The following is a 13865-nucleotide window of genomic DNA, read 5'->3' on the forward strand; positions in this document are numbered from 1 at the left end:
TCCCATGGAGGATCCCGATGCGACTTCCGCGCATCCTTGCGCCCCGCGTCACCGCGAGCGCTCACTGCGACCTGCCGTGCGGCGTCTACGACCCGGCCCAGGCCCGGATCGAGGCCGAATCGGTCAAAATGATCTGCGAGAAGTACCAGGCGAACACCGACCCGGAGTTCCGCACCCGGGCGGTCATCATCAAGGAGCAGCGCGCCGAGCTGGTCAAGCACCACCTGTGGGTGCTCTGGACCGACTACTTCAAGGCGCCGCACTTCGAGAAGTACCCGAACCTGCACACCCTGTTCAACGAGGCCACCAAGCTCGCCGGCGCCAGCGGCGTCAAGGGCAGCCTCGACCCGGCCACGGCCGACCAGCTCCTCGCGAAGATCGACGAGATCGCGAAGATCTTCTGGGAGACCAAGAAGGCGTGACCAACCCGGTCACCCCGACGATCCGGCCGGTACGTCCCGCGGACGTACCGGCCGTCGTCGCCATGGTGCACGAACTGGCGGCGTACGAACGCGCTCCCGAGCAGTGTCACCTCACCGAGGAACAGCTCACCTCGGCGCTGTTCACCACCGCTCCGGCCCTCTTCGGTCACGTCGCGGTCGACGAGCACGACGCGCCGGTCGGCTTCGCCCTGTGGTTCCTCAACTTCTCCACCTGGGCCGGCGTGCACGGCATCTACCTGGAGGACCTGTACGTCTCCCCGGCGGCCCGGGGCACCGGCGCGGGCCGACTACTGCTCGCCACGCTGGCCGACATCTGCGTACGTCGGGGTTACCGCCGGCTGGAGTGGTGGATGATCGAGTGGAATCCGGCCGCCGGCTTCTACGCCTCGATCGGCGCCCAGCAGATGAACGAGTGGGTCCCGTACCGGCTCAGCGGTGACGCCCTACGCGATCTGGCCGCTCAGGCGGAGGCCGCCGACACGCGCCCGGGCGACTGACCGGGTAGAGTCCCCGACCGGGGGGATGAGCGTGACTCAACTGACCGGCCAGCCAACGACCGACGACGACGTGGTGCACCTCACGGTGCCCGCCGACGGCGGTTACCTCGGCGTGCTCCGTACCGCCACCGCAGGCCTCGCGGCCCGGCTGCAGTTCGCGCTCGACGAGATCGAGGATCTGCGGATCGCGGTCGACGAGGCGTGCGCCATGCTGCTCGCCATCGCCACCCGTGACGCCGAGTTGGAGTGTCGGTTCGCTGTCACCAACGACGCGCTGACCGTCGAGGTGACCGTGCCGACCGTCCGCGGCGCCACGCTGCCCGCCGAGTCGTCCTTCGCCTGGAAGGTGCTCACCGCGCTGACCACGTCGGCGTCCGCCACGGCCACCGACGGCCGGGCGACCATCTCGTTGCTGACCCGCCGCTCCGGCGGCTACTGACCGGCAACGCTCCGCCGTGCCGGGCCGCGAGGCTCAGGCGGCGCGGCGTCGCGGGCGGGGCCACCGTGCACGTCAGCGTGCCGCGACGGGCTCAGCCGCGCCCGCCGGTCGACGTCACTCGAAGCCGAGGGCCTTCGTCGTGGGCGGGCTGACGAGCAGCCAGCCGACGCCCAGGCCGAGCGCCATCAGCGGAATGCCCAGCCAGCCCAGCCCGCCCTGGATCATGAACCAGCCGATCGGCAGCAGCATCAGCTGAAGGACGATCGCGGGGGCCCGTGCGCCGGCCCGGCGGCGCAGCAGCGCGCGGCCCAGCGCCCACAGCGCGACGGCCGCCCCGACGGCGAAGGCGGTCACCAGCAACGCCGACGCGAGATCGGTGGTGGCGGCGGTCAGGTCGGCCCAGAGCAACCAGACCGCGATCAGCCCGACGGCGACCGCCTCCGCCCACAGCAGCCGCACCGCCCAGCGAAGCGTGCCGGGAATCCGGGCCGAGTCGATGGTCACGCGCGCCACGATACCCGTGCTACCGAGAGGTACAGTGCCGCCCATGCGGGCCGTCCTGGTGGTCAATCCGAAGGCCACCACCACCAGCGAACGCAGCCGAGACGTGCTTGTCCGTGCGCTGCGCAGCGAAGTCGACCTCAGTGTGCGCTACACCCGCCGCCGGGGGCACGCCATGGCGTTGGCCCGGGAGGCCGCCGCGGAGGGCGTCGATCTCGTCGTCACCCTGGGTGGTGACGGCACCGTGAACGAGGTGGTGAACGGCCTGATGACGGCCGAGCCGCCGGCCGGTGTCGGTGACGCGTCGATGGCCCAGCGACTGCCGGCGCTGGCCACCGTCCCGGGCGGTTCCACGAACGTCTTCGCCCGCGCGTTGGGTCTGCCCCGGGAGTGGCCGGACGCCACCAGCATGATCCTGGAAGGGCTGCGCCTGGGCCGGCAGCGCACGGTCGGGCTGGGCCGCGCCGACGACCGCTACTTCACCTTCTGCGCCGGGTTCGGGCTGGACGCCGCCGTCATCCACCGGGTGGAGCAGGCCCGGCGCAAGGGGCGGGTCTCGACGCCCGGGCTCTACTTCCGCTCGATCATGAGCCAGTACTTCTTCGCCTCGGACCGGCGGCATCCGGCGATCAGTCTGGAGCGACCGGGTGAGGAGTCGGAGGGCGAGCTGGCCACCGTCATCATCCAGAACACCGCCCCGTGGACGTACCTGGGTGATCGGGAGGTCAACCCGAATCCGGAGGCGTCGTTCGACCTCGGCCTCGACGTGCTGGCACTGCGACAGCTCCGGGTGGCTAGCACAACACGGACAGTCACCCAATTCATGGGTCGGCAGCCAGATCCGAACGGACGTCAGGTGTTACGCCTCCATGACACTGCGGAGTTCACGCTGGTCTCCAGCCGCCCGCAGGCGTTCCAGCTCGACGGTGACTATCTTGGCGAGCGGGAGAAGGTCAGATTCACCTCCATTCCGGCCGCACTGAGAGTAATCTGCTAGGTCTCGGGTACTGCCCTTGGTCGACGCGGCGCCGCAACCGCTTCGGCAGGCGCCGCCACACCGAGGGGCAGGTGCCGGAAATGTCAGCAATGTCACGCGGACTGTACTATATTGATCCTCGACTGTGGCACGGCGGGTAACCAGGAAGGCACTGGAACCCGGACAAATGGGTTGTGGGCTTGCTCACCGCGCGGAGTTTTTCCGAGCGTCACCCTTGACATCGCGAGCGTTCGTGAAAGTATTCACAAGCGAACTTGAGTTACCGGGACATTGCCTGGATATGCTCGTCAGGTTGAGCTGTTCCAGCAGGTCCCCGGGGCTGACTGCCTGCTCACGCACTGCCGAATGGTCAGACGCGAACGGTCACCATAGGCACTGCGGATGCATATAGGAAAAGCACGACCCGCAATAAATTGCCACCCATCCAGAATGAGGAGTGTTGCCGCCATGGACTGGCGTCACCATGCTGTCTGCCGCGACGAGGACCCGGAGCTGTTCTTCCCGATTGGGACGTCCGGACCGGCTCTCCTTCAGGTCGAGCAGGCCAAGGCCGTCTGCCGGCGCTGCTCCGTCACCGACCAGTGCCTTCAGTGGGCGCTCGAGTCGGGTCAGGACGCCGGCGTCTGGGGCGGGATGAGCGAGGAGGAGCGGCGCGCTGTCAAGCGGCGCGGCGGCCTCCGGGTGCTGCGCGCTCACTCCGCCTGATCTCCCAACGACACAGCAGTACGCCCCGGCGGGTCCGCCTGCCGGGGCGTACTGCTGTCCAAAACCGACCGGGTCGGACGAGCGGTCAGGCCGGCTCGTCGACCCGGCTCAGCACCAGCTCTGCCAACTCGGGCGCATCCGTCAACGGGGCCGCCACCGCCACCGCGCCGGCCGCCCGCGCCGAGGCGGTCACCGCGTCGTGGAACAGGCCCGGCGCGAGAAAGTACGCGGACACCGCGACCCGACGCGCGCCCGCCGCCCGCAGCCGCGTCACCGCCACACCCGTCGCCGGCGGGGCCGCCGAGGCGTACGACACCCGGCAGGGCACCCCGAACTCAACGCCGAGCGCATCGGCCACCCGGCCCACGGAACCGCGCGCACGCGCGTCCCGGGTGCCCGCGGCGGCCAGCACCAGGGCGTCGAAGCGCCCCGGCGCGACCTCCCCGAGCCGACGACGCAGCCCCGCCAGCAGGGCCCGCGTCACCGTCCCGTCCGCCGGGCCGAGCACGTCGGTCACCCGTACCGTCAGCGCTGCTCCGGCCGTCGTCGCGGCGGTCACCGCCGCCGGGATGTCCACCCGACGGTGGTACGCGGCGGTCAGCAGTAGCGGCACCACCACCGCACGCCGGTGCCCCGCCTGGGCCAGCGTGCGCAGCACCTCGGTCGGCCCCGGCTCGGTGTGGTCCAGCCAGCTCGCCCACACCGACAGGCCGGGCCGGGCCGCCGACACCGCCCGGGCCAGCGCCCGGGTGGCCTCGGCGGCTCGTGGATCCCGGCTGCCGTGCGCCACCAGCACCACCGGGACCGCCCCGCCGGCCGCACCGGGGCCGGTCGGGGTCGTCGACGACGAGGTCAGACGTGCAGCCCGCACTCGGTCTTCTCGAACATGGCCCAGCGGCCAGCGCGCGGATCCTCGCCGGCCTTCGTCCGGCGGGTGCACGGCCAGCAGCCGATCGAGCCGTACCCCTGCTTGAACAGCTCGTTGACCGGCACGTTCCAGCGGGCGATGTAGGCGTCCACGTCCCCCTGCGACCAGGCCGCGATCGGGTTGACCTTGACCTTGCCGCGCCGCGCGTCGAACGTCACCACCGGCGTGTTGGCCCGGGTCGGCGACTCGTCCCGACGCAGACCGGCGGCCCAGGCGTCGTACCCGGACAGGGCCCGCTCCAACGGCTCCACCTTGCGCAACTGGCAGCAGTCGTCCGGCGACTTGTTGAACAGTCGCGGACCGTACTGGCCGTCCTGCTGCCCCACGGTGAGCCGGGGTCGGATCGACCGGACGTTCACCGGCAGCGTACGGGCGACCTCGTCGCGTACGCGAAGCGTCTCGGGGAAGTGCAGACCGGTGTCGAGGAAGACCACGTCCACGCCCGGGGCGACCCGGGACACCAGGTGGGCCAGGACGGCGTCGGCCATCGAACTGGTGACGCAGAACCGGTCGCCGAAGGTCTGCGCCGCCCAGCGGGCGATCTCCAGCGCGGGAGCGCCCTCCAGCTCCCGACCGGCGTCCTCGGCCAGCACGCGCAGCTCGTCCGGGCTGCGCAGGGACGGGTCGGCGGGCTTCGGACCACCCGGGCCGACCAGGCGCAGGCTTGCGGCGGAGACGAGGCTCATCGGGTCACCGTCCGGGAGAGCAGCCCGGTGAACTTCACCGAGAAGACCCGGGCGCAGGCGTGGCACTCCCAGGCGCCGTGCCCCGCCTCGTGCGGCCGCAGGTCCTCCTCGCCGCAGTACGGGCAGTACAGGGGTGCCGCTCGGTTCTCGCTGCTCACCGCAGTTCCTCCTCGTCGACTCTGATCACCCAGTTGGCGAACGTCTCGCCCTCGTTCCGCCCGGCCAGGTAGCGGCGGGCCAGCCGTTCCACGTACTCGGGAAGCTCCTCGGCGGTGGTCTTCAGGCCTCGCAGCTTGCGGCCGAAACCGGCGGTCTGCCCCTGCGCCATGCCGAGGCCGCCGCCCAGGTGCACCTGGAAGCCCTCCACCTGCCGGCCGTCCGGGCCGACCACCAGCTGACCCTTGAGGCCGATGTCGGCGACCTGGGTGCGGGCGCAGGCGTTCGGGCAGCCGTTGATGTGGATCGAGATGTCCGCGTCGAAGTCGCGCAGCCGCTGCTCCAGCCGGGCCACCAGCTCCTCACCGCTAGCCTTGGTCTCGACGATGGCGAGCTTGCAGTACTCGATGCCGGTGCACGCCATCGTGCCGCGACGCCACGCCGACGGCCGGGCCTCCAGGCCGATGCCGCGGAGCGCGTCGACGAGCGACTCCGTCCGCGCCGTCGGCACGTCGAGCACCAGCAGCTTCTGGTACGGAGTGAGCCGCACCCGGTCGCTGCCGTGCGCCTCGACCACGTCGGCCAGTTGGCTGAGCTGCGCGCCGGAGACCCGCCCGACCACCGGGGCAGCACCCACGTAGTTCCGCCCATCGGCCTGCTCGTGCACACCCACGTGGTCGATCGGCTTCGACGGCAGGGTCGGCGCGGGGCCGTCGAGCAGCGTACGACCGAGGTAGTCCTTCTCCAGGACCTCGCGGAAGCGCTCGACGCCCCAGTCCGCGACCAGGAACTTCAGCCGGGCCCGGTTACGCAGCCGGCGGTAGCCGTAGTCACGGAAGATGCCGACCACGCCGGCCCAGACGTCCGGTACCTCGACCAGCGGCACCCAGACGCCGAGCCGCTGGGCGAGCATCGGGTTGGTGGAGAGGCCGCCACCGACCCAGACGTCGAAGCCGGGGCCGTGCTCGGGGTGGTCGACACCGAGGAACGCGATGTCGTTCGACTCGTACGGGGTGTCGACCAGCCAGGAGATCGACGTCTTGAACTTGCGGGGCAGGTTGGAGTACTGCTTGTCACCCACGTACCGGGCGACGATCTCGTCGACCGCCGGGGTCGGGTCGAGCAGCTCGTCGCAAGCCACCCCGGCGACCGGGCTGCCGAGCACGATGCGCGGGCAGTCGCCGCACGCCTCGGTGGTCTGCAGGCCGACCGACTCGAGCCGACGCCAGATCTCCGGCATGTCCTCGACGCGGATCCAGTGGTACTGGATGTTCTGCCGGTCGGTGATGTCGGCGGTGTCCCGGGCGAACTCCCGGGAGATGTCCGCGATGACCCGCAACTGGGCCAGGCTGAGCTGGCCGCCGTCGATGCGGACGCGGAGCATGAAGAACTCGTCCTCCAGCTCGTGCGGCTCCAGCACGGCGGTGCGCCCGCCGTCGATGCCCGCCTTGCGCTGGGTGTAGAGGCCCCACCAGCGGAACCGGCCGCGCAGGTCCTGCGGGTCGATGGAGGCGAAGCCACGGTGCGCGTAGATGTTCTCGATCCGGGCCCGAACGTTGAGCGGGTCGTCGTCCTTCTTGATCCGCTCGTTGGGGTTGAGCGGCTCACGGTGCCCGAGCGCCCACTGGCCCTCGCCCCGGGGCCGGCGCGGCGGCCGGGCGGGCCGGGCCGTCGGGTCCTCGGGCCGGGCCGGGATGCTGCTGACCGCCATCGCGGCGTCCTCCGTTGTCTGCTGTGCCTCGGGGCACGCGCGGGGCGCGACGGCCGGCCCGACGAAGCGGGCGGGACAACGGTGTCTTCAGACAGCCGGCGCGGAGCGCGCCCGAGACAGATTGGTCGGGCGTCGTCAGTGAGCCGGACAGATGGCGCTGCGCACGCGGCCGTAGTCGACGTGGCGACGAGCCACGAAGCGGCGGACGACAGCGGCGGTCATGCGCCCATGCTGCCACACCGGGTAGGGCCCGGCCAATGTCCACGTGCGGCATCCCACATCACGGGCCAGCCAACTCGCGGCACTTCGCGGGGTGGGCCCGAGGGCCTTGGCGGCGTGGCAGGCTCGGGGCTGTGGACGGATGGTCCGGGAAGTCGATCGGGGTCGCGCGGGGCGTGCCGGTCTGGCTTCTTCCGGCGCTGCTGACCCTGGCGGTCACGCTGACCGGGATCGGTTCGGCGCAGCTCTGGCGCGACGAGCTGGCGACCTGGAGCGCCGCCACCCGGTCGCCGGAGGAACTCGCCCGACTGGCCGGGACCATCGACGCCGCCACCGGACCGTACTACCTGTTCATGCACGTCTGGGTCCTGGTCGTCGGCGACTCCACGGTCGCCCTGCGGGTGCCTGCCGCGCTGGCCATGACCGTCGCCGCGGGGCTGCTGGCCGTGCTCGGGGCGCACCTCGTCGACCGGCGCGCGGGTCTCCTCGCCGGGCTGTTGTTCGCGGTGCTGCCCAGCACCTCCCGGTACGGGCAGGAGGCCCGCCCGTACGCCCTGGCCACCGCCCTCGCGGTACTCGCCACCCTGTTGCTGGTGGCCGCGCTGCGCCGGCCGGGGTGGGCCCGCTGGACCGGGTACGGCGTCGCCGTGGCCGCGCTCGGGCTCACTCACCTGGTCGCGCTCACCCTGCTGGCCGCGCACGCGCTGGTCGTGCTGGTCGCCTGGTGGGGTGGTCCCGGGGTGGCCGGCATCGCCGCGACCGGCGGTCGGGATCGGCGGGTGTGGCGGTGGGCGGTCGCGCTGGTGCCGGTCGCGCTGGTGGTGACACCGCTGCTGCTGCATGCCCGCGCGCAACGCTCCGAGCAGTTGAACTGGGTCGGCCTGGCACGGCCGGACGACCTGAGCGCGCTGCCAGGCGGCGTGGCCCAGAGCAGCGTGGTGGGCGGCCTGCTGGTCGGGGTGGCGGCGCTCGGCGCGGCCCGACTCCGACGGCACGCCCTGCTACCGCTGAGCGCGGTGCTGCTGCCGGTCCTGCTGCTCTTCGTGGCCGGGGCGGTCGTACCGCTGTGGGTGCCCCGCTACCTGGTGTTCGTGGTGCCGTTCGCCTGCCTGCTGGCCGGCGCGGCGCTGGCGTCGGTGCCCGCGCCGGCCGCGCTCGCCGTGGTGGTCCTGGCCGGGCTTCTCGGCCTCCCCGACCAGGCCGCGTTGCGGCGGACCCACGAGTGGCCGCGCAGCGCGCCGGTGGACTACGCGGGCGTCGCCCGGGCGATCGCCGACGGCCAGCGCCCCGGGGACGCCGTGGTCTACTCCCCCCGGCACAGTTGGCTCTTCCTCGATCTGGGCATCGAATACCACCTCGACGACCCGCCACGGGACGTGCTCGTCACCGAGGACGAGGTCGCCCGGGGCGATCTCTGGGCCGCCGAGTGCCCGCGACCGGCGCAGTGCCTGGCCGGCACGGCACGGGTCTGGCTCGTGGTTGCCGGGCGGCACGCCGAGCCGCTGGCCGCCGTGCCGGACGCCAAAGGCGACGCGCTGCGCGCGCAGTTCACCGTCGCCCAGGTCTGGCAGCGCCCCGGCCTGACCGTCGCCCTGCTGACCAGCCGCTGACCGACCGGCCCACCGCGCGGACCCGCGCGTCGACCGTCGGCCTGCTCGCTCGCCGGCGAGGTCGACCGTGGGCCCGACCGAGCAGGAGGCGGGCGGACCCCCGCGGCGTCGGCTGACGGCCTCATCGCCCACGAGGCGTGGCCGGCCCACTGCGATGAGCGTGATGCCGGTGAGTCATCTTGATGACTCACCGGCATCACGCTCATTCACATATCCGCTCCCCGCAAGGGCCCGCGGGCAGCGGACGGCTCAGCCCTGGGAGCGGCCGTCCGAGGCGCTGCGGCCCAGGGGGACGACCAGCAACGCCTCGGTGCCTCCGTTGACGCCCGCGCGCAGCTCGATGGTGCCGCGCAACTCCCCCGTGACCAGTGCCCGGACGATCTGGAGGCCGAGTCGGCTGCCACGTTCGGCGTCGAACTCGGGCGGCAGCCCGCGTCCGTTGTCGGTCACCGAGACGTGCAGCATCTTGCGGAACCGGTGCGCCGAGACGACCACCTCGGGTCGCAGCGACGGATCGACCTCGGGTGCGGCCACCGGCACCAGGCCCGAGGCAGCCGCGCTCACGGCTGGCTCCTCCGCCTCGTCGGCCGGTGGGAAGCCGTGCTCGACGGCATTGAGCAGCAGTTCGTTGAGCACCATCACCAGCGACGTGGCGATCTCGGCCGGCAGTACCCCGAAGCTGCCCTGGCGGCGCATCCCGACGCTCACCTCGGTCGCCGCGACCTCGGTCGCCGCGCTGGCGACCCGGTCGACGATGCCGTCGAACTCGACCGCCTCGTCGCTCGACATCGACAGCGTCTCGTGCACGAGGGCGATCGAGGCGACCCGGCGGACGGACTCCTCCAGGGCCACCCGGGCCTCCGGCATGGACACCCGGCGGGCCTGCAACCGCAGCAACGCGGCCACCGTCTGAAGGTTGTTCTTGACCCGGTGGTGGATCTCCCGGATGGTGGCGTCCTTGGTGATCAGCGCCCGATCCCGGCGGCGGACCTCGGTGATGTCCCGCACCAGCACCAGCGCGCCGATCGGTACGCCGGCGGGCATCAACGGCAGCGCCCGGGTGAGCATCGTGGCCCCGCGCGCGTCGATCTCCCGGCGGGGCGGGGCCTCGCCCCGCAGCGCGGCCAGGATCCCGGTCGCCGCCTCGGTGCCGTCGAGCGGGTCGCCGGCCAGTCGGCGGTGCAACGCCGCCAGGTCCTCACCCACCAGGTGCGAGGCGTAACCCAACCGCCGGTACGCCGACTGGGCGTTCGGGCTCGCGTAGGTGACCTTGCCCCCGGCGTCGAGGCGTACCAGGCCGTCACCGACGCGGGGCGCGGACGTTGTCTCGCCCGGGTGCCGGGGCGGCGGGAAGGTGCCGTCCGCGATCATCTGGGCGAGGTCGTCGGCCGTGGTCAGGTAGTTGAGTTCGAGCTGGCTGGGCGTTCGCGCGGTGGAGAGGTTGGTGTCCCGGCCGACCACGGCGATCACCTCGCCGGCCTCGCCGTCGGCGGTGCGCAGCCGGACCGGGATCGCCTCGTGCCGGGCGGGCACGTCGCCGTACCAGACCGGGTCTCCTTCGCGCCAGATCCGCCCCTGGGAGTAGGCGACCGCCAGGTGGGCCACCTCCGAGCCGCCGATGATGCGGCCCACCTGGTCGTCCTGGTACGCGGTCGGCGCGGTGGTGGGGCGCACCTGGGCGACGCAGAGGAACGTGCCCTCGGCGTCGACCGGCACCCAGAGCAGCAGGTCGGCGAAGGACAGGTCGGAGAGCAACTGCCAGTCACCGGCGATCCGGTGCAGGTGGTCGATGTCGGCCGGACGGAGGTGGGTGTGCTCCTCGGCGAGGTCGCGCAGCGTGGACACGGTGACCAGGGTGCCACGCCGCGCCGCGCCTCACATCGTCGCGGTGACCTTCTTCAGGCCGCGCGGCGCGTCCGGGTCCTCGCCGCGGGTGAGCGCCAACGCCAGCGCCAGGCGCTGCAACGGCAGGATGTCCAGCAGCGGGGCGTACCGCTCGTCGACCTCGGGGACGGCGAGTCGCGCGGTGCCCGGCACGTCGGCGGAGCCGACCACCACCACGTCGGCGCGGCGCTCGCCGAGCCGGGGCAGCACCTCGCCCATCGATCGGCCGCCGGGGCCGGAGCCGACCACGGCGAGGACCGGGACCTCCGGATCGGTCATCGCGAGCGGGCCGTGCAGCAGGTCGGCGCCGGAGAAGGCGAGCGCCGGCAGGTACGAGGTCTCCATCAGCTTCAGCGCCGCCTCGCGGGCGGTCGGGTAGGCGTACCCCCGGCCGGTGGTGACGAGTTGGCGGGCGAAGCGGTAACGCGGCGCGAGCTGGGCCGGGGTGTCGTCGGCGAGGGTGCGGGCGGCCAGGTCGGGCAGCGCGGCGAGCGCCTCGCTCTCGGCCGTGGGGAGTACGCCGTCGCCGGCCCGGATGCCCTCCACCAGCATCAGCAGGGCGAGCAGCTCGGCGGTGTACGTCTTCGTCGCCGCCACCGCGCGCTCGTGGCCGGCGGCGATGTCGATGCTCAGCTCGGCCGTCTCGACAAGCGGGGAGTCGGGGGCGTTGGTCACCGCGAGGGTGAGCGCGCCGGAGGCCCGCGCGGCGCGCAGCACCTCGGCCAGGTCGGGCGAGCCACCGCTCTGGCTGACCCCGACGACGAGGGCGTCGGACAGGTCGGGGCGTGCGCCGAAGAGGGTGACCACGCTCGGCGAGGCGAGCCCGGCGGGCAGGCCGAGCCGGATCTCGGTCAGGTATGCCCCGTAGAGGGCGGCGTGGTCGGAGGTACCCCGGGCGGTGAAGACGACGTGCCGTGGTCGACGCTCGGCGACGACGGCGGCCACCCGGGCGATCGCCGCCGCGTTGGCGGTGTCGAGCAGGCGCGCGTAACCGGCCGGCTGCTCGTCGATGTCGGCGGCCATTCCCGACCCTGCACGTGACACGGACACTCCCCTCCTGCGCGATTGCCGCGCGTTTCCTGCTCAGTCTTGCACCCTTCTGCTGGCCAGAGCAATTATTCGAGCAGTAGTGCGCAGTTGATCACTTGATCATCTCAATATCAACTACGCTGGCCCCGCCGAGAAACTGCGACGAGAGGACACCGTGCCCGAGGGAAGGGACAACCCCGCGCTCTCCGCGACGGAGGAGCTGGCCCTGGCCCGGCTGGCACTGGGCGAGGGTGACCTGCACCACGCCGCCCGCCACCTCGCTGGCGCGTTGGCACGAGCGCCCACCCTGCCCGAGGTGCACGAGACGCTTGCCCACCTCGCCGCGGCCGACGGAGGAGGCCTCGACCTCTTTCCGATCAACCACCACACCTTCGTGGGCGCGGTCGTCGCCCGTGCCCACCTACTGGCCGCCGCCGGCCGCCCCGCCGAAGGGCTGGAACTGCTCGCCGCCGCGACCGGCCACGCGCCGGGCGCCGAGTGGGCGGGCGTGCCCTGGGTGACCGCTCCCGAACTGGCCGAACGGCTGGACCCGGGCCGCCTGGCCCGCGTCCTCATGCAGGTCTGCGCGGCGCTCGGCGACCCGGTGCCGCGCGCCGGCCGGGCCGCCCTCACGCCGTACCTCACGCTGGCCCGCAACGCTGTCACCGTCCATCCGGAGAACGGGACGCTGCTGGGCGCGGCGTCCGCGCTGGCCCGGCGTCTCGGCGAGGTCACGCTGGCGATCCGCTGGGCCAGCCGAGGGGTACGGAGCCAGCCGTCGAAGATGGGCGAGGTCTGGCTCGGGTACGCGTACCGCAGCGCGGGACGGACCCGCGACGCCCTCGCGGCCCTGTACCGGGCAGTCGATCTGGACCCCGACGACCTGGCCGTCTATGCCGACATCGCCGGCACCCTGGCCGACATCGGCCGGCTCGACGACGCGCTGGAGTGGACCGAGCGGGCGCTGGCCCGGGACCCGACGTTCGACTGCGCGGTGCACACGACGCACCGCCTGCGGCACCTGCGCGACGGCGACGTGTCCCACCTGGTCGCGCTCGCCGACTTCATCCGTGACCACCCGGACGACAGTCACGAGCACGGCGACCTGGCCCAGTGCTGTCGGGCGCGGCCCTGGCTCGGGCAACTGACGCCGGCCGGCGGGCCCCTGCTGGACGCGCTGCGCCAGGCGGTCGCCGACGACGACAACGGCATCGGCGGCGTCGTACACCTCACGGCGGCAGCCCCACCGAGCGCCCTGCGGACGGTGACGTCCGTGGCGCCTGGGCTGCACATCGAGGTGGCGGGCGCGGTCGAGCCGGACCCGCGCGAGCCCCGGCGCGCCTCCGCACGGCGGCTCTGGACCTTCACGGGGCACCTGCCGACGCCGGCGCTTCCCGGGCCCTCGGCGGTGGCGGTCGAGCGGATCGGTCAGGTGGCCCAACCGGCGTGGCCGCACCCACCCGCCGCCTACGACGCGGCGGTCGGTCTGGCCGGTCTCGACGTGGACGACCTGCTCGGGTTGCTGGTGCGTCCGCCCGCCGCGCCGGCCAACGCGCTGGGCCGGTTGCTGGCCGCGCAGGATCCGTCGATCTGGGTACGCGCCGTTCAGGTGTGGGCCTGCCTGGGGCTGCTGCACCAGCGCACCGACGAGCCCTGGGACGGCTCGACGAGACGACAGGTGCTGCTCGACCTGGTCTGGGGCGTGGAGGACTGGGTCACCGAGGCGGCGCTGTTCGCCCTGGTCACCGCCGCCTGGGTGGACCCGGAGGCGCGGTCGGACGTGGCCCGGGTGGTGGCGGAGCGGTTGGCCGACGTGGCGACGGTGGCCCAGACGCGGCCGGTGCCGATCGCGACCTCGCTGGCCCACCTCGCGCTGGCCGCCCCGGCCGTCGATCCGGTCACCACGGCCCTGGCCACCCGGATGCTCGGTGAGCGGGCCCCCCGCCTTCCCCGCCCCCGCAACCCGCTACGCCGTCTCTGGCAGCGCCTGACCCACCGACGCTGAGTGTTCCGCGCACACGCGAGAAGCGCCCCGCCGAGGATCGGCGGGGCGCTTCTTC

Annotated in this window: 14 protein-coding genes; 7 read left to right on the forward strand and 7 right to left on the reverse strand. The window is 72.8% G+C overall.

Annotated elements, in window-relative coordinates; genetic code table 11:
• The first annotated feature begins 17 nt into the window (after positions 1–17).
• From sodN to AB0I89_RS14705, 3 genes are read left to right on the forward strand one after another with little or no spacing between them, the layout of a single operon-like run.
• Positions 18–422: a superoxide dismutase, Ni gene (gene sodN, locus AB0I89_RS14695; RefSeq protein WP_355050524.1), complete on the forward strand. Its 405-nt coding sequence runs from the start codon at positions 18–20 to the stop codon at positions 420–422.
• Positions 419–940, forward strand: coding sequence for a GNAT family N-acetyltransferase (locus AB0I89_RS14700; protein WP_357125838.1), 522 nt, complete (start codon positions 419–421; stop codon positions 938–940). The genes sodN and AB0I89_RS14700 overlap by 4 nt, the downstream gene beginning before the upstream one ends.
• Positions 941–971: 31 nt before the next feature.
• Positions 972–1379: an ATP-binding protein gene (locus AB0I89_RS14705; RefSeq protein ID WP_357126538.1), complete on the forward strand. Its 408-nt coding sequence runs from the start codon at positions 972–974 to the stop codon at positions 1377–1379.
• Between the two features lie 114 nt (positions 1380–1493).
• On the opposite strand, the gene AB0I89_RS14710 is transcribed toward AB0I89_RS14705, so the two are convergent.
• On the reverse strand, positions 1494–1883 hold the full coding sequence (locus tag AB0I89_RS14710) for a hypothetical protein (RefSeq protein ID WP_357125841.1): 390 nt from the start codon (positions 1881–1883) through the stop codon (positions 1494–1496).
• Positions 1884–1926: 43 nt separating this feature from the next.
• On the opposite strand from AB0I89_RS14710, the gene AB0I89_RS14715 reads away from it, so the two are divergent.
• Positions 1927–2877: a diacylglycerol kinase family protein gene (locus tag AB0I89_RS14715; protein WP_357125844.1), complete on the forward strand. Its 951-nt coding sequence runs from the start codon at positions 1927–1929 to the stop codon at positions 2875–2877.
• Between the two features lie 447 nt (positions 2878–3324).
• Positions 3325–3582 (forward strand): WhiB family transcriptional regulator, encoded by a 258-nt coding sequence (locus AB0I89_RS14720; RefSeq protein WP_007072794.1) that lies wholly within the window; start codon positions 3325–3327, stop codon positions 3580–3582.
• An 85-nt stretch (positions 3583–3667) separates the two neighbouring features.
• Here the strand turns inward: AB0I89_RS14720 and AB0I89_RS14725 are convergent, their stop codons facing one another.
• Genes AB0I89_RS14725 through AB0I89_RS14740 form a run of 4 tightly spaced genes read right to left on the reverse strand, consistent with a single transcriptional unit; the run spans position 3668 to position 7063 of the window.
• Positions 3668–4438, reverse strand: coding sequence for a CbiX/SirB N-terminal domain-containing protein (locus AB0I89_RS14725; protein ID WP_357126541.1), 771 nt, complete (start codon positions 4436–4438; stop codon positions 3668–3670).
• Positions 4435–5196: a phosphoadenylyl-sulfate reductase gene (locus tag AB0I89_RS14730; RefSeq protein ID WP_357125848.1), complete on the reverse strand. Its 762-nt coding sequence runs from the start codon at positions 5194–5196 to the stop codon at positions 4435–4437. Before AB0I89_RS14730 ends, AB0I89_RS14725 begins: the two co-directional genes overlap by 4 nt.
• Positions 5193–5354, reverse strand: a complete 162-nt coding sequence (locus AB0I89_RS14735; RefSeq protein ID WP_355050529.1) for a hypothetical protein — start codon at positions 5352–5354, stop codon at positions 5193–5195. Before AB0I89_RS14735 ends, AB0I89_RS14730 begins: the two co-directional genes overlap by 4 nt.
• Complete coding sequence (locus AB0I89_RS14740) at positions 5351–7063, reverse strand: nitrite/sulfite reductase (RefSeq protein WP_357125851.1); 1713 nt, start codon at positions 7061–7063, stop codon at positions 5351–5353. Before AB0I89_RS14740 ends, AB0I89_RS14735 begins: the two co-directional genes overlap by 4 nt.
• Positions 7064–7440: 377 nt before the next feature.
• Here AB0I89_RS14740 and AB0I89_RS14745 point away from each other — a divergent pair, with 377 nt between their 5' ends.
• Positions 7441–8892 (forward strand): glycosyltransferase family 39 protein, encoded by a 1452-nt coding sequence (locus AB0I89_RS14745; protein ID WP_357126544.1) that lies wholly within the window; start codon positions 7441–7443, stop codon positions 8890–8892.
• Positions 8893–9141: 249 nt separating this feature from the next.
• Here AB0I89_RS14745 and AB0I89_RS14750 read toward each other — a convergent pair whose 3' ends face one another.
• Both AB0I89_RS14750 and AB0I89_RS14755 read right to left on the reverse strand, forming a co-directional pair.
• Positions 9142–10737, reverse strand: a complete 1596-nt coding sequence (locus tag AB0I89_RS14750; protein WP_357125854.1) for a histidine kinase N-terminal domain-containing protein — start codon at positions 10735–10737, stop codon at positions 9142–9144.
• A 30-nt stretch (positions 10738–10767) separates the two neighbouring features.
• Entirely contained in the window at positions 10768–11799 is a 1032-nt protein-coding gene (locus AB0I89_RS14755) for an SIS domain-containing protein (protein WP_357126547.1), read from the reverse strand.
• Between the two features lie 181 nt (positions 11800–11980).
• Between AB0I89_RS14755 and AB0I89_RS14760 the strand changes: the two genes are divergently transcribed.
• Positions 11981–13810 (forward strand): tetratricopeptide repeat protein, encoded by a 1830-nt coding sequence (locus tag AB0I89_RS14760; protein WP_357125857.1) that lies wholly within the window; start codon positions 11981–11983, stop codon positions 13808–13810.
• Positions 13811–13865: the final 55 nt, after the last annotated feature.

The organism is Micromonospora sp. NPDC049801, assembly GCF_040656575.1.
Lineage (GTDB): Bacteria > Actinomycetota > Actinomycetes > Mycobacteriales > Micromonosporaceae > Micromonospora.